The organism is Nocardia asiatica NBRC 100129, from assembly GCF_000308415.1.
In the GTDB taxonomy this organism is placed as follows: domain Bacteria; phylum Actinomycetota; class Actinomycetes; order Mycobacteriales; family Mycobacteriaceae; genus Nocardia; species Nocardia asiatica.
Window position 1 is genome coordinate 1 of the sequence record NZ_BAFS01000242.1, and the last position, 22,083, is coordinate 22,083.

Here is a 22,083-nt window from a genome sequence, read left to right on the forward strand (position 1 = left end):
AAATAGAACCACCGGCAACTTGATGTCTCAAATCCTGCGGCAAACCGATCGGAGCAATGTGCGAAATACCCTATCGACGGTGAATATTCCGCACGGAGCGAACATTGTGCTGGAAATGAACTCGCCTAATGCGTCAATCGGGCGCGGGCGCGCCCGGCTCGCCGGGCAGCACGATGCGGACGACAGTGCCGCCGCGTTGCGAGGTGTCGATGGCGATGGTGCCGCCGTGTTTCGTCACCACTTGCTTCACGATCGCCAGACCGAGGCCGGAGCCGGGCATGGATCGCGACGACATGACCCGGTAGAAACGCTCGAACACCAGCTCGCGCTCGGCCGCCGGGATGCCGGGACCCGCGTCGTCGATGGACAGCTCGAGCAGGCCGGGACCGCTCTCCCGCATCAGGATCCGGACCTGCGCGGCCGCCGGACTCCACTTGGCCGCGTTGTCGAGCACGTTCAGCACCGCGCGCTCCAGCCCTGCCTCGTGCCCGTAGACGAACCACGGGCGCAGGTCGGCGACGAACTCGATGCCGGTGCGCCTGCGCCGGGCACGCTCCAGCGCGCGTTCCACGACCTCGCCGAGATCCACCCGCTCGTAGACGGTTTCCGGCGCGTCCTCCCGCGCCAGATCGACCAGATCGCCCACCAGCGTCGACAACTCCTCGATCTGCGCCACCACGTCCGCGCGCAGTCCGGCCATGTCCTCGTCCGGGATGCGCGGGGCGCCGGGACGACTCGAAGCGATGAGCAACTCCATGTTGGTCCGCAGGGACGTCAGCGGCGTCCGCAGTTCGTGCCCGGCGTCCGCGACGAGCCTGCGCTGCCGGTCGCGCGATTCGGTCAGCGCGCGCAGCATGATGTTGAAACTCTCGGTGAGCCTTGCCAGTTCGTCGTCACCCGTGACCGGGATGGGGGTCAGGTCGTCGGTGCGGGCGATCCGCTCCGTGGCCGCGGTCAGCCGCGCGATGGGCCGCAGGCCGGTCCGCCCGACCGCCGTGCCCGCCGCGGCGGCCAGCACCACACCGCAGCCGCCGACGACGAACAGCAGCCAGGCGAGCCGGTCGAGCACTTCCCTGGTGCGGTCCAGTCGCTGGGAGATGACCAGCGTCGCACCCGAGTCGGTGTTGACGGCCAGCACGCGCTGATTGCCGACCGTGCGCAGCGACGAACTCCGCTCGCCGCGCGCCACGGCCACCTCCTGGGCGCCGACCGGCGGATCGGTGGACTGCGGCGGCAGCCAGCGCCGCAGATCGGGGTAGATCAGCGCGATGCCGGTGTCGTCGTAGAAGGCCGCCGCGACCATCAGATTCAGGTTGTTGAACCCGTAGGGGTTGCTGGCGATCACCGCGGTGGACCGGCTGCGCAGCTGGGCGTCCACGTCGTCGTACAGCGCGCGCGCCACCAGCGCGTAGGCCGCGATCGAGGTGACCGCCACCGCGATCGCCACAACGGAGGCAGCCAGCAGCGTTACCCGCCACCGCAATGACACCGACCGTGTCAGCGGCATGGGCGGGCGCATGTCCGCCGGCTCGAGCGGACGCTGGCCGAGCGCGGCGACCACGGGACGTTTGGGAACTGTTCGTGCCATGACCCGCGACCTACGGTGGCGTTTCACGCAGCACATAGCCGACGCCGCGCACGGTGTGGATCAGCCGCGGCTCGCCCTCGGCCTCGGTCTTGCGGCGCAGATAACCGATGTAGACCTCCAGCGCGTTTCCCGAAGTCGGGAAATCGTAGCCCCACACCTCCTCGAGAATGCGGCTACGCGTGAGCACCCGGCGCGGATTGGCCATCAGCATTTCCAGCAGTGAGAACTCGGTGCGAGTGAGACTGATCTGTCTGCCGCCGCGGGACACCTCACGCGTCACCGGATCCAGCGACAAATCAGCGAACTTCATCGCCTCCGAAGCGTCCCCCGGATCGGCGGTCGTGCGCCGCAACAGCGCGCGCAGCCTGGCCAGCAGTTCCTCCAGCGCGAATGGCTTCGGCAAATAGTCGTCGGCTCCGGCATCGAGCCCCGCGACCCGCTCGGATACCGAATCTCGCGCGGTGAGAACCAGAATCGGCAAATCGTCGCCGGTACTGCGGAGACGGCGGCAGACCTCCAGCCCGTCCAGCCGGGGCATCATCACGTCCAGCACGAGGGCGTCAGGTCGCTGGACGGTTGCCTTCTCCAGTGCGTCCACACCATCCACCGCGAGATCGACGGAGTAGCCGTTGAAGGTGAGCGACCGGCGCAGCGATTCCCGGACCGCCCGATCGTCGTCGACCACCAGAATGCGCATGTCACCAGTTTGACCGCACCGACTGAGAGGTAACTGAGAGGGCGCTCCCGACACGCCGGGGCGAGCAGACCCGCTAACTCTCGGCGCGTCGCGCCCGTCAACCCCGGGTGACCAGGGCCTTCCTCGGCCGCGCCATGTAGTTGACGCGTCCCTTACACATTCCACCGCGAAACTTGTTCTCTATAGCCATATTCGGCAATTTGCAGACGGCCTCCCCCGGATTGCCGATGACCACTCTGCACGGTATGTTCCGTGCGGTAAAAAGAAGACCTCTAGTTGGTTCTTTGCGGGTTGAATCAATACCGAACAGCCACGCGCGCCCGAGGTCACTGGTGAAGCGGAGGCGACGGAAGCGGATGGAAGCTGCACCGCGGTCCTGGCAATTCAGCCTGTCGAACTGGTCGGTCACCCGCAAGGTTGGCGTGGTGCTGGTGCTTCCGGTGCTGCTGGCAGGCGTCTTCGCCGTGCTCCGAATCAACAACGAACTGCGCACCATGGCGCAGTTGGACGCGGCGACCGAACAGGCGATCATCATCCGCCCGATCGTCAAGTTCGGCACGGCCACCGAGCAACTCGGCGTCACCGCGACCGCCACCTGGGGAAACACCGCCGACCCGCAGACCGACGCGGCGCTGACGAAGTTCGACCAGGCGCTGGCCGAGCTGGAAGCCGCGTTGCAGACCACGAAGGTCAGCGGCCGGGTCACCTCCGAGCTCGCCTCGGCCATCGCCACCGGGACCACGATGCGCAACAGCCTGCGCAACGGCTCGCCCGCCATGGTGGGCGAGCAGTCCGACGAGATCATGGTACGCATCGGCAACGCGCTCGCGCTGTCGCCGTCGGTGGACGACCTGGTCATCCAGCGGTACTTCCTGCAGCTGGCGTCGGTGCAGACGGCGCGGCGCGTGCTCACCCAGCAGCGCATGCTGATCGGCTCGCCGGACGCGGGCCGCAACCCCAGCGTGCGGCCCCGCGTGCTGGTCGCCGCGGGCGCCGAGATCACGATGATCTACCAGTACGCGCAGATCCTGCCGGACTACGCGGGCAACATGCGCCCCCTGCTGGACGCGGTGCAGACCCGGCTGGGCACTTTCAGCCAGAACGTCGCCGATCCGGCGAGCAACCCGGCCGTGCTCGACTCGCTGCTGGTCAGTTCGGACACCTATGAGAAGACGACCGTCCAGCTGATCGACACCATCGACGGCGCGCTGGCCCACCGCACCACCGAGGCGCAGACCGGTGCGCTGCGCGAGACGACGATCGTCATCGGCATGCTGCTCGCGGGTCTGGCCCTGGCTCTCTCGGTCGCGCGCACCCTGGTCGTCCCGGTTCGCCGACTGCGCCGGGACGCGCTCGAGGTCGCGCACATCAAGCTGCCCGACGAGCTCGCCGTAGTGCGCGCGGGCGGCACCACGCCGGAGATCACCCCCGTCGCGGTGCACACCACCGACGAGATCGGCCAGCTGGCCCGCGCCGTGGACGAGATCCACGAACAGGCGCTCAACCTGGCGGCCGATCAGGCCCGCCTGCGCCTGCAGATCGGCAACATGTTCGAGACCCTGTCGCGCCGCAGCCAATCGCTGGTCGAGCAGCAGCTGGCGCTGATCGAGGATCTCGAGCACGACGAGGACGACACCGACCGGCTGCAGAGCCTGTTCCGCCTGGACCACCTGGCCACCCGCATGCGCCGCAACGGCGACAACCTGCTGGTGCTCGCCGGTACCGCGCTGCGCCGCGGTCAGCTGCACCCGGTGCCGCTGTCGGACATGCTCTGGAGCGCGGTCTCCCAGGTCGAGGACTACCAGCGGGTCGAGATCGGCGCGGTGCCCGACGGCATCGTCGCGGGCGAGCCCGCCGTCGACATCGAGCACCTGCTCGCCGAACTGATCGACAACGCGCTGCGTTACTCCCCGCCGACCACGCCGGTCACCGTGATGGTGTCGCGCGCGGTGGACGGCGGCTACCTGATCGAGATCACCGACCGCGGCCTCGGCATGTCCCTGGAGGATCTGCAGACGACCAACGACCGGCTGGCCTCCGGTGGTGAGGTCACCGTCGAGACCGCGCGCCGGATGGGCCTGTTCGTCGTCGGCCGCCTGGCCAAGCGCCACACCATCACCGTCAGCCTGCGCCGCACCTCCACGATGGCGCAGCAGCCCGGCATCACCGCCAGCGTGCACCTGCCCGGGGCGCTGGTGGCGCCGCCGATGGACGTCACCGACCCGGCGGGCAAGCCGCTCGACCTCACCGCCGAGCATCAGTTGCCGTCGCTCGCCACGCCGCCCACCGGCGCGCAGCCGCGCAACCTGGTCCCGGTGCCGAGCCTGTCGCCGCGCGACACCGCGCGCTTCGGCGTGACCAGTTCCGGCCTGCCGCAGCGTCGTCCGGCCATCCGCGTCGCCGACGCTCCCGATCAGCCCACGGTCTCCACGCCGGTGGGCCGGGCGGTCAACCCGGCCGACCAGCCGACCACCCAGCCGTGGCCGGTGCTCACGCCGCGCTCGGAAGACCGCACGCCGACCGGTTCGTTCGCCCCGGTGACGCCCGCCACCGGTGAACAGCCCGTCGAGCGGGAGCAGCAGCGCCCCGATCTGTGGGCCGAGATCAAGGACGACGAGCCGGCGACCGGCCCCGCTCCGGCCGTACCGAGCCAGCCGCCCGCGCCGCAGACCACCGCCCGGTCCGGTCTTCCGATCCGCAAGCCCGCCGTACCCGCCGACCCGCCGCAGGAGGTGGCGCCGGAACCCGCGACAGTGACCTCCTCCCGGCTCCAGCCGGTCGCGGGCGCCTCCCCGACCCCCATCTATCAACGCATGGTCTCGGAATGGCTGGTCGAGCCCTCGACCTCGCAATCGCCGGAAAGCACGTGGTCCTCGCCTGGTGACGCGGGCTGGCTGGCCGCGGAGGACGCCAGCCATCCGACCACGACCGCACGCACCGTCGGCGGGCTGCCGATTCGCAGGCCGGGCGCCCAGCTGGTGCCCGGCGGTCTGGCGCAGGCCGAGGACGCGGGACCGCGTGATCCGGAAGAAATTCGCAACAACCTGACCAGGCATCTCAGTGGGGTCCGCAGCGGGCGGGCCAATGCGCAGTACAACGACGGAGGGCTTGCATGACCAACGCGAACAACAGCACCACGGACGAGAACCTGAACTGGCTGGTCGCCCGCTTCACCCGTGATGTGCCCGGCGTTTCCCATGCGGTGCTGGTATCGGCCGACGGCTTGTTGCAGGCCACCAGTCCGCATCTGCCCAGCGATCGCGCCGAACAGCTCGCCGCCGTCACCGCGGGCCTTGCCAGCCTCTCCATGGGCGCGGCCTCGCTGTTCGACGGCGGCAAGGTCATGCAGTCGATCGTGGAGATGCAGCGCGGCTATCTGCTGGTGATGAGCGTCGGCAACGGCTCGCACCTGGCGGTGCTGGCCAACAAGTCGCACGATATCGGCCGGATCGGTTACGAGATGGCGCTGCTGGTCGATCGGGTGGGTTCGGTGGTCACCGCGACCGCGCGCACCGCTGTTTGAGTGTGAGATGTCCAACCCATACGGCCCCGGACCACGACCGACCACGCGTGTCCGGCCCTACGCCCTGACCTCGGGGCGCACCGAACCCGCGATCGACCTGCCGCTGGAGGCGGTCATCGAAACCCTGTCGTACACTGCACATCTCGACTGGCCGACCGGCGACATCCGCACCGAGATACTGCGACTCGGCACGCACCGGCTGTCGGTCGCGGAGATCGCGGCACATCTGGACCGCCCGCTGGGCATGGTCCGAGTGGTGATCGGCGACCTCGTCGTCGACGGCACCATGCGCGTGCATTCGACCCTGACCGAAGAGGCGAGCTATGACGAGCGCCGTTCCCTGATGGAGAGGACATTGCGTGGACTCCGCGCCCTATAGGAATCCGGGGCCCAGTGGACATCCCGGGCCAAGTGTGAATCCCGGACCAGGAAGCGCCCCCGGGCCGGACGGCTTCGAGAACCGGGTCGCCTCGACGAAAATCGTCGTCGCGGGCGGCTTCGGCGCGGGCAAGACCACGTTCGTCGGCGCGGTGTCGGAGATCGTTCCGCTGCGCACCGAGGCGATGGTGACCCGTTACTCCGACGGCATCGACGATCTCGCCGAGACGCCGGAGAAGGAGACCACCACGGTCGCCATGGATTTCGGCCGGATCATCCTGCCGGGCAACCTGGTGCTCTATCTGTTCGGTACACCGGGTCAGCGGCGGTTCTGGTTCATGTGGGACGACCTGATCCGCGGCGCGATCGGCGCCGTGGTGCTGATCGACACCCGGCGGCTGGAGGACAGCTTCGCCGCGGTGGACTTCTTCGAGGCGCGCAAGCTGCCGTTCCTGATCGCGGTCAACCGCTTCCCGGACGCGCCGCGCTTCCCCATCGCCGAGCTGCGCGAGGCGCTTTCGGTACGCGAAGGTGTGCCGATCGTGGACATCGACGCGCGCAACGCGATCGAGGTGCGCCAAGCGCTCGCCGCGGTCACCGAGTACGCGATCGCCCAGCTGAAGGCGAGCGAACTGGAAGGAACAGCGCGGCATGCGTGAGGTGCTGGCCGCGGGTGGTGCGGGAACGTCCGTCGACCAGTTCGCCCTCGGCTATTGGCTGGTCGGGCTGTCGCTGGGCATTTCGGTGCTGGGCGCGGTGGTCGGGCTCGCCTGCATCCTGCACGGCGCGCGCTCGGTCCAGTTCCGGCTGGTCTGGCTGGTCTCGGCCGCGATATCGCTCGGCGGCGTCGGGGCCTGGCTGGCCACGTCGGTGGCCCTGCTGGGCTTGAAAGTGCCGGGCAGCGCGATGCGTTACGACACGGGAAGCCTGGTCGCCGCTCTGGTGGTGTCGATCGTCTCGGTCTTCGCCGCGCTGTTGATCATCGGACGCACGCCGCGGTTGACGTTGCTGCTGCCCGGCGGCGCGGTGCTCGGTCTCGGCATCGGCATCACGCACTACCTCGGCATCGGCTCGCTGAAGATCCAGGGCTCGGTCGACGTGACGATGTGGCTGGTCGTGGTATCCGCCGTGATCGGTGTGATCACCGCGACCGCGACGCTGTGGTTGTTCCAGACGATGCGCTTTCCGCTGGCCCGCGCCGCGACGGTGCTGCTGTTCGGCGTCGGCGTGACCGCTACCTACTACACCGCGCTCGCCGCGTTGCACTTCGACGTGAACCGATCGGCGAAGGTGCCCGACGGCGTGGAGTTGTTCGACTTCGTGTTCCCGATGTTCGTCATCGGGTTGCTGGCCCTGACGGTGCCGATCTCCGCGGTGCTCATCGCGCCGGACCGCCGTGAGCTGGCCGGGCCGCCGAAGGTTCGCAGGCCGAAGCTGGAGGCTGTTCGCTGATTCGAGTCCCGGATCGGCGAACAGCGCCGCCGGGTATCCGGGTGCACGGCGCGCGGCAAGCCTCCTCGGTTGTATCCGGCTGACCGATCCCCGCGTGCGCCCCGGATTCGGCGATGGCCCGGATTCACTCGCCCTCCCGACTTACAGTGGAGGCCATGCGTTTCGGTCTGGACTACGCGGCTGGACGCCCGGGGGGCGCGGCGATCCGGGCGGCGGGGTTCGATTTCGTGGTGCGATACCTGTCCGACGGTGGCCCGAGCCTGCCCGGCAAGCTGCTCACTCCCGCCGAGGCGAACGATCTGCGAGCGCACGCCGTCTCGATCGTGTCGAATTGGGAGACCACGGCCGCGCGGATGCTGGACGGCTACGGCGCGGGCATCGTGGACGCGCGCGCCGGCCTCGCCCAGGTGCTGCGCTGCGGCGGACGGGTGGACCGGCCGATCTATTTCTCCGCGGATTTCGACGCCGCGCCGCGGGATCAACTGCCCATCAACGCCTACCTGGACGGTGCGGCGACGGTGCTCGGCCGGGCCGACGTCGGTATCTACGGCGGGTATTGGCCGGTCAGCCGCGCGCTGGACGCCGGGTACGCGACGTGGGCATGGCAGACCGACGCCTGGTCGGGCACGAACGTGGAGGCCAGGCGCGCCATACATCAGACACTGCGCCAAGTGACGGTCGGCGGCGTGCGCTGTGACGTGAACGAGGCCGAAGCGACCGATTTCGGCCAGTGGGATTTCGTGGGACGGGAGGATCCGGACGTGACGCCGGAACAAGAGGCAGTGCTGCGCGACATCCAGATTCAGCTGCGCGGGCCGGAATTGTCGGGCTGGCCGCAACTGGGCGCCGACGCGGACGGCCGGAATCGAACGCTGGTGGACGGACTGGCCGCCGCGCTGGCGCGCATCGTCGCGTTGGAACGCGAATCCGCCGAGTTGCGAATGCAAGTAGGCGAATTGCGGACCGAGATCAGCGAACTGGAGGCGACGACGGCCGAGCTGACCGAGCAGGTGCAGCACTGGAACGGGCGGCACTGGCCCTGGCCGCTGTCGCTGATCGAGGGCCCTGCGGCGCTGGTCGGCGAGCAGCTGGCGCGCCTGGAGGCGCTGTTGCCGGATCTTCCCGGACTGCCGGGGCACGACGGTGGTGAGCGGCGCGCCGTGCGCGATGACGACGGGCCGTCCGAGTTGACCTCGAAAAACTGAGCGGCGCATCGGCGCGACCGTGGAACGCGCGCAGTCCGGCAGGGCGACAGATGAATTGGAGAGCGGCCATCCGCGAAACGGCCCCAGAGTGGCGATGAGCGGGTTCTCCTGGAAACCAGGAGAACCCGCCCTCGAGCACGAGGGTACCTCCCCGCGGCCGCGTGCGCATCCTTTTCCATCTACTTTTCACGGTTCAAAAACCAACCCTCAGTGCGCGTTTCAGCGCTTGGCTATCCGGCCGCAATCGCGCTCGGCGCAATAGTGCGACGTGATGCGCAACACATAGGTAGCCAACTATTAGCTAAAGTGTCGCTGGATCGCCCTAAAATTTTTCGTGCGGAGCCCCGGCGTGCTCATTTTCGGACGACCGACCAGCATCCCGCGCTTTCGGCTGCTCGGCAGTATCCGGCGAGCTATCGCCGACGAGCGCGGGGCACCCACAAGGTCACGGCGCGCGGGACGAGCGATCGCTCGACGCCTCACCGATCCGGCCCCCGACAGGCGCCTCTGGGTCGCCAAGGCCCGCGCCGGACATGCCGACCGACGCGAAAACGAGCGAGCGGGGCCTACCCGGTTCGCACCGGCGGCCCCGCTCACACTTCGCGGGTTTCGGGTCGTCCGGCTCAGAACCGGTCGAGGTCGATCAGACCGCGCCGCACGGCCGCGACCAACCTGCGCGGCACCTTGTGCACGACGCCCCCGATCGTCACGGGCACCAGGTCAACCGGTGCGGCCTTCCAGTTCGACCGGCGGCTGCGGGTGTTCGACCGCGACATCTTCCGCTTCGGTACCGCCATCTCAGGAGCCCTTCCGTGCGCGCTTGCCGTATTTGCGTTCGAACTTCTCCACCCGTCCCTGGGAGTCCAGCACGCGGTGCGCGCCGGTCCAGAACGGGTGTGAATCAGCGGTGACGTCCACCATCAGCAGCGGATAGGTGTTGCCGTCGGTCCACTCCACGGTGCGTGCGCTGGTGGCCGTGGACCGGGTGAGGAACCGCTTTCCGGTGCCCGCGTCCTCGAAGATCACCGGGTGGTAGTCCGGATGGATCCCCTTCTTCATTTCGCTTCTCCTTTCGGGCTTTTCGCGTCTTCCACTGGTTGTCCCGCCGCCTCGTCGCTCGCGCACGGGTCGGCGTGCCAGTCGCCGAACGGGTCTTCCCAGAGGGCCACTCGCTCCGGCGCGCGCTCGACCAAGCGCAGTTCGTCGTCCTCCACCAGCGCCCAGTGCAGCGCTTCGCGGATCTCCGCCGGATCGGCCTCGTGCACCAGGATCGACAGCGAGATGTCCCGATCGCCGAACCGGTCGTCCCAGCGCAGGGCCGCCATCGCGCGGCGCTCCGGGTCCGCCTCGGCCAGTTCGGCTTCCGACATCGCGGCCAGCCAGCGCCCCGCGCCGCCCACCCGCAGGCCACCGCCGGCGGATTCGAGCCACACCACCTCGTCGGGCTGGGTGGCCAGCCAGACGCGCCCGCGCGCGGTTACCACACCGTCGAGCAGTACATCGAGCGCCTCGTGCAAACGAGCGGGATGGAACGGCCGCGCCGCGGCGAACTCCACGAGTTCGACGCCGCAGTCGGCGGTCAAGGGCGGCCTGCCACGCAGCAACGGCGCGTGGGCGTCGAAGATCCGGCCCCGCCGGGAATCGGCGGGGACACGGGTAAGCAGCGTCTCGACCAGGGCGGGCGTGAGCCTGGACAGCTCGTCCACCCACGCGATCGGCGCACCAGGGACCAGCCTGCCCAGTACCGCGGCCAGCTTGGCCCGGTCGGCCCGCGCGTCGGCGAGCAGCGCTGCGGGCGCGTCGGCCGCGCCGAGGGCGATGACGGCATCGGCGAAATCGACCTGGCCGACGGCGACCTGCGCCACCGTGCGGTCGTCGTCGGCGGTGGCGAGGCCGCGCTCGGCGAGCGTCTCCTCGCCGGTCGCGTCGGCGAGCCAGGCGTCGGCGTCCAGGCAGGTCAGCACCGCGTCCACGCGCACGTCGCGCCCGGCTGGACCGTCCACCCGGCCGTGCACGCCCGCGACCACGACGTGCTCGATGGCGTGGCACACCGCTTCGGCCTCGAACGCCGGGTCCAGCGCGAGCACGATGCGGTCGACCGACTCCCGCCGGGCGAGCGTGCACAGCAGCGGAAGCAGATCCATCCGCAGCGTGCAGGAGACACAACCGTGTGCGAGCTCCAGCACCGCCGAGGTCTCCTGTGTCGCGGTGCGCACGGTGCGGTGCACGATGCCCTCCCGCAGCTGGGTCAGGTCGTGGCGGACCACGACGGTGCCCGGCGCCATGCCGAGCACCGCGGCCGCGCGATCCACGCCCGCCGCGGCGAGTCCGGCGAAACCGGCGAGCGCCACCACGGGCGTTCTGCGGTCGGACTCGGGTGGGAACAGGGTGGAATCTGCCGCAGCCACCGGGAACCCCTTTCAGTAACGATTTTCATTTGCTGTAGGGCAACGGTACATTGTCGACCAGCCATTGTCGAAAATGATTGTCATCTACTGGAGGAGCCCGCATGTCGGCCCACTGCCAGGTCACCGGGCGCAAGCCCGGCTTCGGCAAGTCCGTGTCGCACTCGCACAAGCGGACCAGCCGCCGCTGGAACCCCAACGTCCAGCGCAAGACCTACTACCTGCCCAGCGAAGGACGGCGCGTCACACTGACCGTTTCCGCCAAGGGCATCAAGACCATCGATCGGGACGGCATCGAGGCCGTGGTGGCCCGCATCCGAGCCCGCGGCGACAAGATCTGAGGAGCGACCCATGGCGTCGAAATCGACCGACATCCGCCCGATCGTCAAGCTGAAGTCCACCGCGGGCACCGGCTACACCTACGTGACCCGCAAGAACCGCCGCAACGACCCGGACCGCCTGGTCCTGCGCAAGTACGATCCGGTGGTGCGCAAACACGTCGACTTCCGCGAGGAGCGCTGAGATGGCCAAGAAATCGAAGATCGCGCGCGACCAGCAGCGCCGGGCCATTGTGGCCCGCTACGCCGCACGCCGCGCCGAACTCAAGGAGCTCATCCGGAAGCCGGGCACGCCGGAGGGCGAGCGGGCGGCCGCCGAGGCCGAACTGCGCCGCCAGCCGCGCGACGCCAGTCCGGTACGATTGCGCAATCGGGACGCCGCCGACGGACGACCGCGCGGTCATCTCCGGAAGTTCGGACTCTCCCGTGTGCGTGTGCGCGAGATGGCCCACCGTGGCGAGTTGCCCGGTGTGCACAAATCGAGCTGGTAGACAACCACTGTTCTCGTGAGAAGGAACTCGTCATATGGCAGTCAAGCGAGCACCGTCTAAGAAGGTTCGCGCCGAGCAGGCCCGCCGTCCGAAGAAGAACCCGCTCATCGCCGCCGGCATCGAGACGGTCGACTACAAAGACGTGAACCTGCTGCGCACGTTCATCTCCGATCGCGGCAAGATCCGCAGCCGCCGGGTCACCGGGCTCACCCCGCAGCAGCAGCGCCAGGTCGCTGTCGCGGTGAAGAACGCCCGTGAGATGGCGCTGCTGCCGTTCACCAGCCGGTAGGCGCGGCGCGCCACGAGCAAGACGAAGAAGACCCCCGAGGCGCGAGCACCGGGGGTCTTTGTCGTCGCTACCCAGCCGCCCGGGTCACGGGATGGTCAGCACCTGGCCGGGGTTGATCGCGTCCGGGTTCGGGATGCCGCTGGCGTCCGCGATCTCCTGGTACCGGTTGCCGTCACCGTAGAAGCGCTCGGCGATCGCCCACAGGGTGTCGCCGGGCTCGACGGTGTAGGTGCGCGGCTCGGGAGCCGGCGGCGGGGGCGGCACCTCTTCGGCGGCCGGAGCCGCGACCTGCTCCTGGACCTGCTCCTGGGCCGGTTCCGGCTCCGGGGCGGGCAGGGGGGTGTCGGTGTGGGTGCCGGAAGCCCACAGCGCGCTGCCGTCCGCGCCGTACAGCACGACGTTGCGATCGGCCTGCACCACCAGCCGATCGGCCGACTGGCCGTTGGTCTCGGTGGCCCACGCGGCGCCGTCGCCCTTGTAGAGGACGAAGTTGCCGTCGTCCTGCAGCACCGCGCGCTCCACGCCTTGATCGTGCGTCTGCGTCGCCCACACCACATTTCCGTCCGGCTCGGACAGCACCAGATTGCCGTCGTCCTGCAGAGTGAGGGTGTAGGCCCCGCCCTGGAGGGACTGGCCCCGTCCGAGTTCTTCGCCTACGCGCAGCGTGTCGACCACGATGATTTCCTTTCCGGAAAAACTGGTAGAGCATCCGACATGGGTCCGCGCCGCTGACTCCCCTGGCGCGCACCCCCGCCGAACTTACTGTGCGCGAACGGTTTCCGGAGCGATTACGCGCACGGTTCGCGGAATGTTCACTGTGAGGTTCGTCTTGGTGCACCACACACCCGGGGCGCGCTATGGGCGGGGACGCCGGGACTAGGGTGTCGGTATGGATCGGATCCAGGCCGGACGCGCCGCCACAGCTGTCGCCGTAGTGCTCGCCTGTCTCACCGCAACGGGCTGCGGCGACTCGGACGAGAAGGGGGCAGCGCCGGACCCGAGCGCCACGACGACCGCCGCGCCCCGCACGCCGGTCGAGGACCCGCGCGGAAACGAGGGCAAGCCGTTCACCGCCGATCCGACCATCGTCGGCGCGCACCCGATCCCGTTCCAATCGTGGACTCGGTTGGCGGACAACAAGATCGCGGTGAATTTCGAAACCGGGTCGCCGGAGTGCTACGGCGTGGACGCCGCGGTCACCGAGTCCGCGTCCACGGTCACGGTCGAGCTGCGCTCGGGCAGCCGCGCCGAGGCGGTCGGCCGGATGTGCACGATGGTCGCGGTCTTCGGGACGCTGGAGGTGCCGCTGAAGGAACCGCTCGGCAACCGCACGGTGCTCAGCGCGGTCTAGGACACCGCACGGCGCGCTCCACTACCGCGCACGGCGGCGGCTCGCCCCGAGCCGTCCACCGCCGAGCCGAGTAGCTGCCAGCTTGCGACCGGCCGCCGTACGAGCCGTCGATGCGAGCTTCACCGCGCCGCAACGTATTTCCTGGTTCATGACCGGTTACCTGCGCCGAAACTGTTGCGCCACCGCGAATTCCAGCCACCGCCCCGGAAACGCGGACGCCGCGTCGGACCGTGATCCGACGCGGCGTTGCGGCATCATCGATTTCAGTGAGCGAAGTGGCGGGCCCCGGTGAGATACAGCGTGACGCCCGCCTCGCGGGCGAGGTCGATGGTTTCCTGGTCGCGCACCGAACCACCGGGCTGCACGATGGCGCGGACACCGGCCTGGATCAGCGTCTGCGGGCCGTCCGGGAACGGGAAGTAGGCGTCCGAGGCCGCCACCGAGCCCTTGGCACGGTCACCGGCCCGCTGCACCGCGAGGCCGACCGCGTCCACCCGGTTGACCTGCCCCATGCCGACACCCACCGAAGCGCCGTCGTGCGCGAGCAGGATCGCGTTGGACTTCACGGCACGGCAGGCACGCCAGGCGAACGCCAGATCGGCCAGCGTTTCCGCGTCGGCGGGCTCGCCCGCGGCCAAGGTCCAACCGGCCGGATCGTCGCCTGCGGCGTCCAGCACGTCACGCTGCTGCAGCAGAACGCCGCCGCTGATCGGCCGCAGTTCCGCGCCCGCGCGGCGGGGCGGCTCGGCGACGAGGATGCGCACGTTCTTCTTGCGCTGCAACACCTCCACCGCGCCGTCGGCGTAGGACGGCGCGACGATCACCTCTGTGAAGATCTCGGCGACCTGCTCGGCCATCTGCACGGTGACCTCGCGGTTGGCGGCGATCACCCCACCGAACGCGCTGACCGGGTCGCACGCGTGCGCCTTGCGGTGCGCCGCGGCGATGTCCGCGCCGAGGGCGATGCCGCACGGGTTGGCGTGCTTGATGATCGCGACGGCCGGGGCCTCGTGGTCGAAGGCGGCGCGCCAGGCCGCGTCGGCGTCGACGTAGTTGTTGTACGACATCTCCTTGCCGTGCAACTGCCGCGCCTGGGCCAGTCCGAGACCGCCGTCGCCGCTGGTGTACAGCGCGGCGGCCTGATGCGGGTTCTCGCCGTAGCGCAGCACCGCCGACCGCTCCCAGGTGGCGCCGAGCCATTCGGGGAACCGGATCGCCGCGTCTTCGTCGGGGTTCTCCGCGATCAGCACATTGGACATCCAGCTCGCGACCGCGACGTCGTAACTCGCGGTGTGCTGGAACGCCTTCGCGGCCAAGGCCGTGCGCTCGGCCAGCGTGAAGCCGCCGGACTTCACCGCGGCGAGCACGTCGTCGTAATCGCCGCTGTCCACGACCACCGCCACCGAGGGATGGTTCTTGGCCGCGGCGCGCACCATCGACGGCCCGCCGATATCGATCTGCTCCACGCACTCGTCGGGGGTGGCGCCGCCGGCGACGGTCTGGGTGAAGGGGTAGAGGTTCACCACCACCAGCTGAAACGGCTCCACGCCGAGTTCGGCCAGCTGCTCGACGTGCTTCTGCTTGCGCGAGTCGGCCAGGATGCCCGCGTGCACCCGGGGGTGCAGCGTCTTCACCCGGCCGTCCAGGGTCTCCGGGAACCCGGTCAGATCCTCGACCTTGGTCACCGGGATGCCCGCGTCGGCGATCCTGCCCGCGGTGGACCCGGTCGAGACCAGCTCGACGCCGGCGGCGTGCAAACCGGTCGCGAGCTCGACGAGACCCGTCTTGTCGTAGACGCTCACCAGCGCCCTGCTGATCGGCTTGCGTTCACTCACCGGAGAACTCGCTCATCTGGGATAACTGCCTTTCGTCCGTCGGAGACAATGCCTCGCGTCGCGACGGCGGCGACGACCTCCGCCAGCAACCGTCGCTCGACAATCTTGATGCGCTCGTGCAGGGTGTCCTCGTCGTCACCCGGCAGCACCGCCACCGCCTCCTGCGCGAGGATCGGCCCGGTGTCCACGCCCTCGTCCACCAAGTGCACGGTGCAGCCGGTGACCCGCGCTCCGTAGGCCAGCGCGTCACGCACACCGTGCGCGCCGGGGAAGGCGGGCAGCAGGGCGGGGTGGGTGTTGATGATCCGGCCGCCGAACCGGTCCAGGAAGGCGGGCCCGAGCAGTTTCATGAAGCCCGCCGACACTACGAGGTCCGGATCGTGCGCGGCGACCGCCTCGGTGAGTTCGACATCCCACGCGGCGCGGTCCGGATGGTCCTTCAGCGACACCCGGAAGTGCGGTACACCCGCGGCGTCGGCATGCGTCGTGGCGGCGCAGAGCCGGTCGACGCCGACGGCGACGACCTTCGCCGGGTAGCCGGGTGCGGACGCGGCGTCCAGCAGGGCGCGCAGCAGCGAACCGGTGCCCGACGCCAGCACGACGACGGTGGCCGGCGTCGCTGCGGGCTTCCACGGGGCATGCGGAGACGTCAGCGCTCTACTCCTGCGATCGATCGGATGGCGGACGGATGCGGCACCGCCGGGTTAGAGCCTAACGACCGTCCATCCGGTCACTGTCCGGCAGGTCCGCCTCGACCACCTCGGCGTCGACGATGTCCGGGCCCGCGTGGGGCTGGTACCGGCCGCCGGTCTCGATCGCGGGCGGCTCGTCGACGAGTTCGGCGTCCAGCGGACCCTCCAGCTCGGGCCGGTCGTAGTCGTCGTAGTAGTAGTCGTCGTCTTCGTAGTAGTCGCGGTCGTCCGCTTCGTAGTAGGCGTCGTCCTCGTCGTAGTCGTCGTACGGGTCGGTGTAATCGACCGGCGGGACGCCGACGGGCACGAGGAACCAGCGCGCGAACACCAGCCCCGCGTAGCCGGGAATCGCGAGCCAGGCGAACGTGATCAGGGGAAACAGTGGCAGGTCGAGACCGACCCGGCCGACCGTGCCGAGTTCGCCGCCCGCGACCACGCCCGCCACCGTCAACGCGATCGCGGCGAGCGCGGCGGAGGCCAACGTGGCCCACGGCGCGGTGATCCGGTCGGTGGAGGTACGGGCCAGGTCCAGCCCGCCGAGTACGCCGACCGCGGCGGGGACCAGCAGCAGCACCGGCCACCATCCCGCCGCCGGACCGGTCGGCACCGCGGCGAGCAAGGGGAAGGCCGGGATCGGGCCGCCGACCACGGAGAACACTCCGAAGGAGGCGGCGCCGATCTGCGCGCTGGAACCGACCAGCACACCGACGGCCTGGATCGCGAGATTCGGCAGATACGCCAGGGAGAGCAAGGTCAAGCCGAGGACGCCACCGGCGTTGCCCGCCGATCCGTACATCTCGCCCAGCCGCGAGATGTGCGCCAAGAAGGAGATCACCACCACCGCCGTGGCGCAGCCCAGCAGCCGCAGGACGGACCGGCCCGCGCCGTAGAGGGCCGAGACCGCCCAATCGGGCAGGCGCAGCAGCACGTACAGCTGTTGCCGGAGGCGGACGGCGATCCCGATCGCGGCGGCGAGCAGATACAGCGCGGTGACCCACGCGAAGGCGGCGAGGGTGTTCGGCGGTTGCAGCGGGAGCACACCGGAGGCGTCTTCGGTGACCGCGAGGCAGACGGAGGTGACCAGCAGCGGACCGCCCACCGCGGCGCCCACGAGCCAGCCGAGATCCGCCCTGGTGCACCGCGGTTCCACGGCGCGCGCGCACTCCCGCGCGGCCAGCCAGACCAGCAGCGCGGTGGGCAACAGCGGAAGCAGCCCGAGCGATGTCTTGCCGATCACCAGCGGAACCTGGTGCACCCCGAGCCAGGAGGCGGCGATAGCCCCGGACGCGCCCGCGAGATCGCTGCCCGAGGCGAGCAGAGCGCCGAACACCAGGACCACGAGGGTGGTCAGCCCGAAGGCGGAGGGACGGCCCGCGACCGCGATGAGAACTCTGGACCGCTCCGGAGTGAGGGACAGAAACCCGGCTTCGTCCGCTTCCGAATGCGGCTGCGACGCACGCGACCCGCCGATTCGGCGGGTCGAGGAGTTTCTGGAGGAGCTCATGACAATTCAGCGTGGCATCCTCCCCGGCGCGAGCGACGCAGGCGCGCCGCCGCGCACCCGGGAGGATGCCGCCGAGTTCCTACTTGTTGTTGTCGTCCGAGGGACGGAACGCCTGGGTTGCGTCCGAAGCGGGATCACCGCTCTGCTCGCCGCCGAACGGCTTGTTCTGCTGGCTCGGCTGGGCCTGCTGCTGCCCGTAGCCCGAACCGTAGGGCGACTGCTGGCCGGACTGCTGCCCGCCGAAGTGCTGGGTCACGCTCTCGTCCGGGCGCGGCTGCGCGCCGTAGGGCGAACCCGGCTGCTGGGACGTGCCGTAGGTCGTCGTCGGCTGGCTCTGCCCGTAGGGCGACTGCGGCTGCCCGTAGGACTGGCCAGGCTGGCCTTGCTGAGCTTGCTGGCCGTAACCGGGCTGGCTCTGCCCATAGGGCGACTGCTGCTGCGCCTGGGACGGGAACTGCGGCGGAGCGGACTGAGCGCCGTAGCCGGACTGCCCGTACGGGCTCGCGCCGTAGCCGGGCTGGGGCTGGCCCTGGCCGTAGGACTGCTGTCCGTACGACGGCGGCTGCTGCCCGAAGCCGCCCTGGCCGAAGCCGCTCGGCGCGGCGGCCGGGCGCGGCGCGGGCGCCTTGAGGATGCCCGCTTCGAACAATGTCGCGGCGATCGCCACCGCGGCCTGCGCGAAGGCCAGCACTAGCAGGATGAACGCGCCCACCTTCAACTCGCTGCCCTCGCCGAAGTTGAACGACTGGAACAGCAGCGCGAGGAAGCCCGCGGTCGACGCCGCGGCGGCCGCGCCGGTCCAATTCTGCTTCGGCAGCAGCGACAACCCGGCAAGCAGACCGCCGAGCAGCAACAGGCCCAGCAGCGGCGAGCCGGAGGCCACCTCGAAGAGGTTGGCCGACTCCGGGCCGCTGACCCTGGTGCCGCCGAAATCGATCGGCTTGCTGCCGAGGAACGGCAGGAAGCCGAGCAGGAAGTTGATCACGCCGAGCGCCGCTACGCCGACCACCAGGAAGAACGGCAGACCTTTGGCATCGGAACCGGTGGCGCTCGAACCTGCACTGGCGCCACCCGTCACCGGGCCCTGGCTGGATGGCGTTGAGGGCGAGGGTGTGTTGTACCCGGAGCCCCCGGTCGGGTAGGACATGTCGTCGTCTCCTAAATCGAGTCGTACATGGTCTTCACGGCTGGATTACTTCTGACGCTACTGCACTCCCACGCCCAGGTCACCCCGCCGCGACGGCGCCGGGACGAGCGAATCCGCCCGTATCCCGGCAGGCCGCGGACGGTGTCCGGCACGGAACTCCTAGCGAGACCACCTACCGCTCATAGAAACAGTTGCCCGCGATGGCGCTTTTCACACCACACGGGTTCTCAATAGCGGGGAATTTCGCGGTGACCATCCGATGAACCATCCGTCCGGCTGCCTCGTGAGGACAGAGAAGGGACAACGAACCCCTCGCTATACCCTCATTCCGCACGTGGCTGGTCCGGACGCTCGGCTACTGCCCAGCCAGAGCCCACCGCCACACATGACGAAGGCCGCCCCCCGAATTCGGAGGCGGCCTTCGTGCGCGGTGCGAGATCAGGCGCTGATGCTGGCCTTCTCCAGGATTTCGCGAGCCAGCGCGGCGGTCTCGGACGGGGTCTTGCCGACCTTCACGCCCGCGGCCTCCAGCGCGTCCTTCTTCGCCTGGGCGGTGCCCGACGAGCCGGACACGATGGCGCCCGCGTGGCCCATCGTCTTGCCCTCGGGGGCGGTGAAGCCCGCCACGTAGCCGACGACCGGCTTGGTGACGTTGGCCTTGATGTAGGCCGCGGCCCGCTCCTCGGCGTCGCCGCCGATCTCGCCGATCATCACGATCAGCTTGGTCTCCGGGTCCTTCTCGAACGCCTCGATGGCGTCGATGTGGGTGGTGCCGATGACCGGGTCGCCGCCGATGCCGATGGAGGTCGAGAAGCCGAAGTCGCGCAGCTCGTACATCATCTGGTAGGTCAGCGTGCCGGACTTGGACACCAGGCCGATCGGGCCCTTGCCGGTGATGTTGGCCGGGGTGATGCCGACCAGCGACTCGCCGGGGGTGATGATGCCGGGGCAGTTCGGGCCGATGATCCGGGTCTTGGCGCCCTTCTCCACGTTGTAGGCCCACGCGTACGCGGTGTCCTGCACCGGGATGCCCTCGGTGATGACCACCAGCAGCGGGATCTCCGCGTCGATGGCCTCGATGACGGCGTCTTTGGCGAACTTCGGCGGCACGAACGCGATGGACACGTCGGCGCCGGTCTCCTTGATGGCCTCCGCGACGGTGCCGAACACCGGCAGCTCGACCGCGTTGCCGCCGGAGTCGGTGTGCGCGACGGTGGTGCCCGCCTTGCGCGCGTTCACACCGCCCACGATCCGGGTGCCCGCCTTCAGCATCAGCGCGGTGTGCTTGGTGCCCTCGCCGCCGGTGATGCCCTGGACGATGACCTTGGAGTCCTTGTTCAGGAAGATAGACATTTCGTTTCGTCCTTACTCGGCCGTCGTTATCGGGCGGCTGCCAGTTCGGCGGCCTTGTCGGCGCCTTCGTCCATTGTCTGCGCCAGCGTCACCAGCGGGTGCGCGGCATCGACGAGGATCTTGCGGCCCTCGTCCACCCGGTTGCCGTCGAGACGGACCACCAGCGGCTTGTTCGCGTTGTCACCCAGGATCTCCAGCGCCTTCACGATGCCGTTGGCGACCGCGTCACAGGCGGTGATGCCGCCGAACACGTTGACGAACACGCTCTTGACCTGCTCGTCGTTGAGGATGACGTCGAGACCGGCGGCCATCACCTCGGCCGAGGCGCCACCGCCGATGTCCAGGAAGTTGGCGGGCTTCACGCCGCCGTGGCCCTCGCCCGCGTAGGCGACGACGTCGAGGGTCGACATGACCAGGCCCGCGCCGTTGCCGATGATGCCGACCGAACCGTCGAGCTTGACGTAGTTGAGGTCGTTCTCCTTGGCCTTGAGCTCGAGCGGGTCGGTCGCGTCCCGGTCGGCGAACGCCTCGTGCTCCGGGTGGCGGAATCCGGCGTTCTCGTCCAGGGTGACCTTGCCGTCGAGGGCGAGGATCTCGTCCTGCGGGGTGCGCACCAGCGGGTTGACCTCCACCAGGGTGGCGTCCTCGGCGACGAACACCTCCCACAGCTTCTGGATGGTCACGGCCGCGGCGTCCAGCACGTCGGCGGGCAGGTGGCCCTGCTCGGCGATCGACCGCGCGAACGCCAGGTCGACGCCCTTGACCGCGTCGACCGGAACCTTCGCCAGACGCTCCGGCTTGGTGGCGGCGACCTCTTCGATCTCCATGCCGCCCTCGACCGAGCACATCGCCAGGTAGGTCCGGTTGGCCCGGTCCAGCAGGAAGGAGATGTAGTACTCCTCCGCGATGTCCTTGGCCTCGGCGACCAGGATCTTATTGGTGATGTGGCCCTTGATGTCCAGGCCGATGATGTTCTGCGCGTGCGTGAGCGCGTCGTCCGGGGTGGCGGCGTACTTCACGCCACCGGCCTTGCCACGGCCACCGGCCTTCACCTGGGCCTTGATCATCACCGGCTTGCCGATTTCCGCCGCGATGGCGCGGGCGTCCTCGGCCGTGTCCGTGACGCGGCCCTCGGACGAAGGCACTCCGTGCTTAACGAAGAGCTCCTTCGCCTGATATTCGAAGAGATCCATGTACTCACCGTCTCGTCTGCGTTGTGATGACAACGTCTTTGTTGGCGGCCCGACGTCGGAAGCGGGTCGGGTCGGACTCTAACCAGTCACATGGAGGGCCAATCGGCCACGTTCATCCTAAGTGGCGCAGGTCACGGGGCGGTGCCAGGAGTGGCAAAACCGCTGGCCAACGCTACTGACGAGTAGGTTGCTGACGCCGCGCCAGGTAGAGCGGCCGAACCCGGAAGCGCTCCGCGAACTACTACAGATCGTCGTTGAACGACCTCTCCGGAGTGCCCATACCGCAGTGAGATATTCCGGGCGGGTATGGTGATGAATCTCACATGTTTGTTACGGACCCGCCGCACCGCTTGTGGGCACGACATCGTTTCGTTACCGTCATTGCGGTCGATGTCACAACACGGTCACGACTAGGAGGACGGCAAGCTTGACGCAGCACAGCACTCCGCAGATGGAGAGCCGCTCCGCATTCGACCGATCGACGCCGCTGGTCAGGCGGCATTCGAGTTCCACCCGCTTCACGATGTGGCACCGCCGATGAACCACAGCTCCACCTTCGCTTCCGATGATCGCGTTCGATCCGGACATCGTTACCGCCCCGACGACGAGCCCTTCGCCCCCGTGAGTGGGCACGCCGAGCCC

23 protein-coding genes are annotated in these 22,083 nt (G+C 69.1%); 11 read left to right on the forward strand and 12 right to left on the reverse strand.

What is annotated here, in order from left to right:
• Positions 1-133: 133 nt before the first annotated feature.
• On the reverse strand, positions 134-1,588 hold the full coding sequence (locus ON27_RS23745; RefSeq protein WP_043732048.1) for a sensor histidine kinase: 1,455 nt from the start codon (positions 1,586-1,588) through the stop codon (positions 134-136).
• 10 nt (positions 1,589-1,598) lie between these two features.
• Complete coding sequence (locus tag ON27_RS23750; protein WP_043732050.1) at positions 1,599-2,285, reverse strand: response regulator transcription factor; 687 nt, start codon at positions 2,283-2,285, stop codon at positions 1,599-1,601.
• A 356-nt stretch (positions 2,286-2,641) separates the two neighbouring features.
• Between ON27_RS23750 and ON27_RS23755 the strand changes: the two genes are divergently transcribed.
• The 6 genes from ON27_RS23755 (at position 2,642) to ON27_RS23780 (ending at position 8,843) form a co-directional block, all read left to right on the forward strand.
• On the forward strand, positions 2,642-5,401 hold the full coding sequence (locus ON27_RS23755) for a sensor histidine kinase (protein ID WP_043732052.1): 2,760 nt from the start codon (positions 2,642-2,644) through the stop codon (positions 5,399-5,401).
• Positions 5,398-5,808: a roadblock/LC7 domain-containing protein gene (locus ON27_RS23760; RefSeq protein ID WP_043732054.1), complete on the forward strand. Its 411-nt coding sequence runs from the start codon at positions 5,398-5,400 to the stop codon at positions 5,806-5,808. Before ON27_RS23755 ends, ON27_RS23760 begins: the two co-directional genes overlap by 4 nt.
• A 7-nt stretch (positions 5,809-5,815) precedes the next feature.
• A complete protein-coding gene (locus tag ON27_RS23765; RefSeq protein ID WP_040782732.1) occupies positions 5,816-6,187 on the forward strand; it encodes a DUF742 domain-containing protein in 372 nt (123 codons plus the stop codon).
• A gap of 34 nt (positions 6,188-6,221) precedes the next feature.
• The gene (locus tag ON27_RS23770; RefSeq protein WP_051046937.1) at positions 6,222-6,845 is read left to right on the forward strand and encodes a GTP-binding protein; all 624 of its coding nucleotides are present in this window, start codon (positions 6,222-6,224) and stop codon (positions 6,843-6,845) included.
• Entirely contained in the window at positions 6,838-7,638 is an 801-nt protein-coding gene (locus ON27_RS23775) for an MHYT domain-containing protein (protein WP_043732057.1), read from the forward strand. Before ON27_RS23770 ends, ON27_RS23775 begins: the two co-directional genes overlap by 8 nt.
• A gap of 155 nt (positions 7,639-7,793) precedes the next feature.
• Positions 7,794-8,843 (forward strand): glycoside hydrolase domain-containing protein, encoded by a 1,050-nt coding sequence (locus ON27_RS23780; RefSeq protein ID WP_169334528.1) that lies wholly within the window; start codon positions 7,794-7,796, stop codon positions 8,841-8,843.
• A 623-nt stretch (positions 8,844-9,466) separates the two neighbouring features.
• On the opposite strand, the gene rpmF is transcribed toward ON27_RS23780, so the two are convergent.
• The 3 genes from rpmF to mrf are packed head-to-tail and all read right to left on the reverse strand — an operon-like array spanning position 9,467 to position 11,251.
• Complete coding sequence (gene rpmF, locus ON27_RS23785) at positions 9,467-9,640, reverse strand: 50S ribosomal protein L32 (protein ID WP_043732060.1); 174 nt, start codon at positions 9,638-9,640, stop codon at positions 9,467-9,469.
• Between the two features lies 1 nt (position 9,641).
• Positions 9,642-9,902 (reverse strand): type B 50S ribosomal protein L31, encoded by a 261-nt coding sequence (locus tag ON27_RS23790; RefSeq protein ID WP_043732063.1) that lies wholly within the window; start codon positions 9,900-9,902, stop codon positions 9,642-9,644.
• Positions 9,899-11,251: a ribosome hibernation factor-recruiting GTPase MRF gene (gene mrf, locus ON27_RS23795; RefSeq protein ID WP_245560075.1), complete on the reverse strand. Its 1,353-nt coding sequence runs from the start codon at positions 11,249-11,251 to the stop codon at positions 9,899-9,901. The genes ON27_RS23790 and mrf overlap by 4 nt, the downstream gene beginning before the upstream one ends.
• 101 nt (positions 11,252-11,352) lie before the next feature.
• On the opposite strand from mrf, the gene rpmB reads away from it, so the two are divergent.
• Genes rpmB through rpsR form a run of 4 tightly spaced genes read left to right on the forward strand, consistent with a single transcriptional unit; the run spans position 11,353 to position 12,366 of the window.
• Complete coding sequence (rpmB, locus tag ON27_RS23800; protein ID WP_043697994.1) at positions 11,353-11,589, forward strand: 50S ribosomal protein L28; 237 nt, start codon at positions 11,353-11,355, stop codon at positions 11,587-11,589.
• 10 nt (positions 11,590-11,599) lie between these two features.
• A complete protein-coding gene (gene rpmG / locus ON27_RS23805) occupies positions 11,600-11,770 on the forward strand; it encodes a 50S ribosomal protein L33 (protein WP_019049259.1) in 171 nt (56 codons plus the stop codon).
• A gap of 1 nt (position 11,771) precedes the next feature.
• Positions 11,772-12,077: a 30S ribosomal protein S14 gene (gene rpsN, locus ON27_RS23810; RefSeq protein ID WP_043732067.1), complete on the forward strand. Its 306-nt coding sequence runs from the start codon at positions 11,772-11,774 to the stop codon at positions 12,075-12,077.
• Between the two features lie 34 nt (positions 12,078-12,111).
• Complete coding sequence (gene rpsR, locus ON27_RS23815; protein ID WP_011211513.1) at positions 12,112-12,366, forward strand: 30S ribosomal protein S18; 255 nt, start codon at positions 12,112-12,114, stop codon at positions 12,364-12,366.
• Between the two features lie 84 nt (positions 12,367-12,450).
• On the opposite strand, the gene ON27_RS23820 is transcribed toward rpsR, so the two are convergent.
• On the reverse strand, positions 12,451-13,041 hold the full coding sequence (locus ON27_RS23820; RefSeq protein ID WP_043732071.1) for a LysM peptidoglycan-binding domain-containing protein: 591 nt from the start codon (positions 13,039-13,041) through the stop codon (positions 12,451-12,453).
• 214 nt (positions 13,042-13,255) lie between these two features.
• On the opposite strand from ON27_RS23820, the gene ON27_RS23825 reads away from it, so the two are divergent.
• A complete protein-coding gene (locus tag ON27_RS23825; RefSeq protein ID WP_043732074.1) occupies positions 13,256-13,717 on the forward strand; it encodes a hypothetical protein in 462 nt (153 codons plus the stop codon).
• A gap of 263 nt (positions 13,718-13,980) precedes the next feature.
• On the opposite strand, the gene purH is transcribed toward ON27_RS23825, so the two are convergent.
• The 6 genes from purH to sucC form a co-directional block, all read right to left on the reverse strand.
• Positions 13,981-15,552, reverse strand: coding sequence for a bifunctional phosphoribosylaminoimidazolecarboxamide formyltransferase/IMP cyclohydrolase (gene purH / locus ON27_RS23830; RefSeq protein ID WP_043732077.1), 1,572 nt, complete (start codon positions 15,550-15,552; stop codon positions 13,981-13,983).
• Positions 15,549-16,205 (reverse strand): phosphoribosylglycinamide formyltransferase, encoded by a 657-nt coding sequence (gene purN / locus ON27_RS23835; protein WP_086007538.1) that lies wholly within the window; start codon positions 16,203-16,205, stop codon positions 15,549-15,551. The genes purH and purN overlap by 4 nt, the downstream gene beginning before the upstream one ends.
• A gap of 58 nt (positions 16,206-16,263) precedes the next feature.
• The gene (locus ON27_RS44150) at positions 16,264-17,748 is read right to left on the reverse strand and encodes a cell division protein PerM (RefSeq protein WP_043732085.1); all 1,485 of its coding nucleotides are present in this window, start codon (positions 17,746-17,748) and stop codon (positions 16,264-16,266) included.
• 79 nt (positions 17,749-17,827) lie between these two features.
• The gene (locus ON27_RS23845) at positions 17,828-18,895 is read right to left on the reverse strand and encodes a DUF5336 domain-containing protein (protein ID WP_043732090.1); all 1,068 of its coding nucleotides are present in this window, start codon (positions 18,893-18,895) and stop codon (positions 17,828-17,830) included.
• 438 nt (positions 18,896-19,333) lie between these two features.
• Positions 19,334-20,248 (reverse strand): succinate--CoA ligase subunit alpha, encoded by a 915-nt coding sequence (sucD, locus tag ON27_RS23850; RefSeq protein WP_043732094.1) that lies wholly within the window; start codon positions 20,246-20,248, stop codon positions 19,334-19,336.
• 26 nt (positions 20,249-20,274) lie between these two features.
• Complete coding sequence (sucC, locus tag ON27_RS23855) at positions 20,275-21,441, reverse strand: ADP-forming succinate--CoA ligase subunit beta (protein ID WP_043732098.1); 1,167 nt, start codon at positions 21,439-21,441, stop codon at positions 20,275-20,277.
• Positions 21,442-22,083 lie beyond the last annotated feature (642 nt).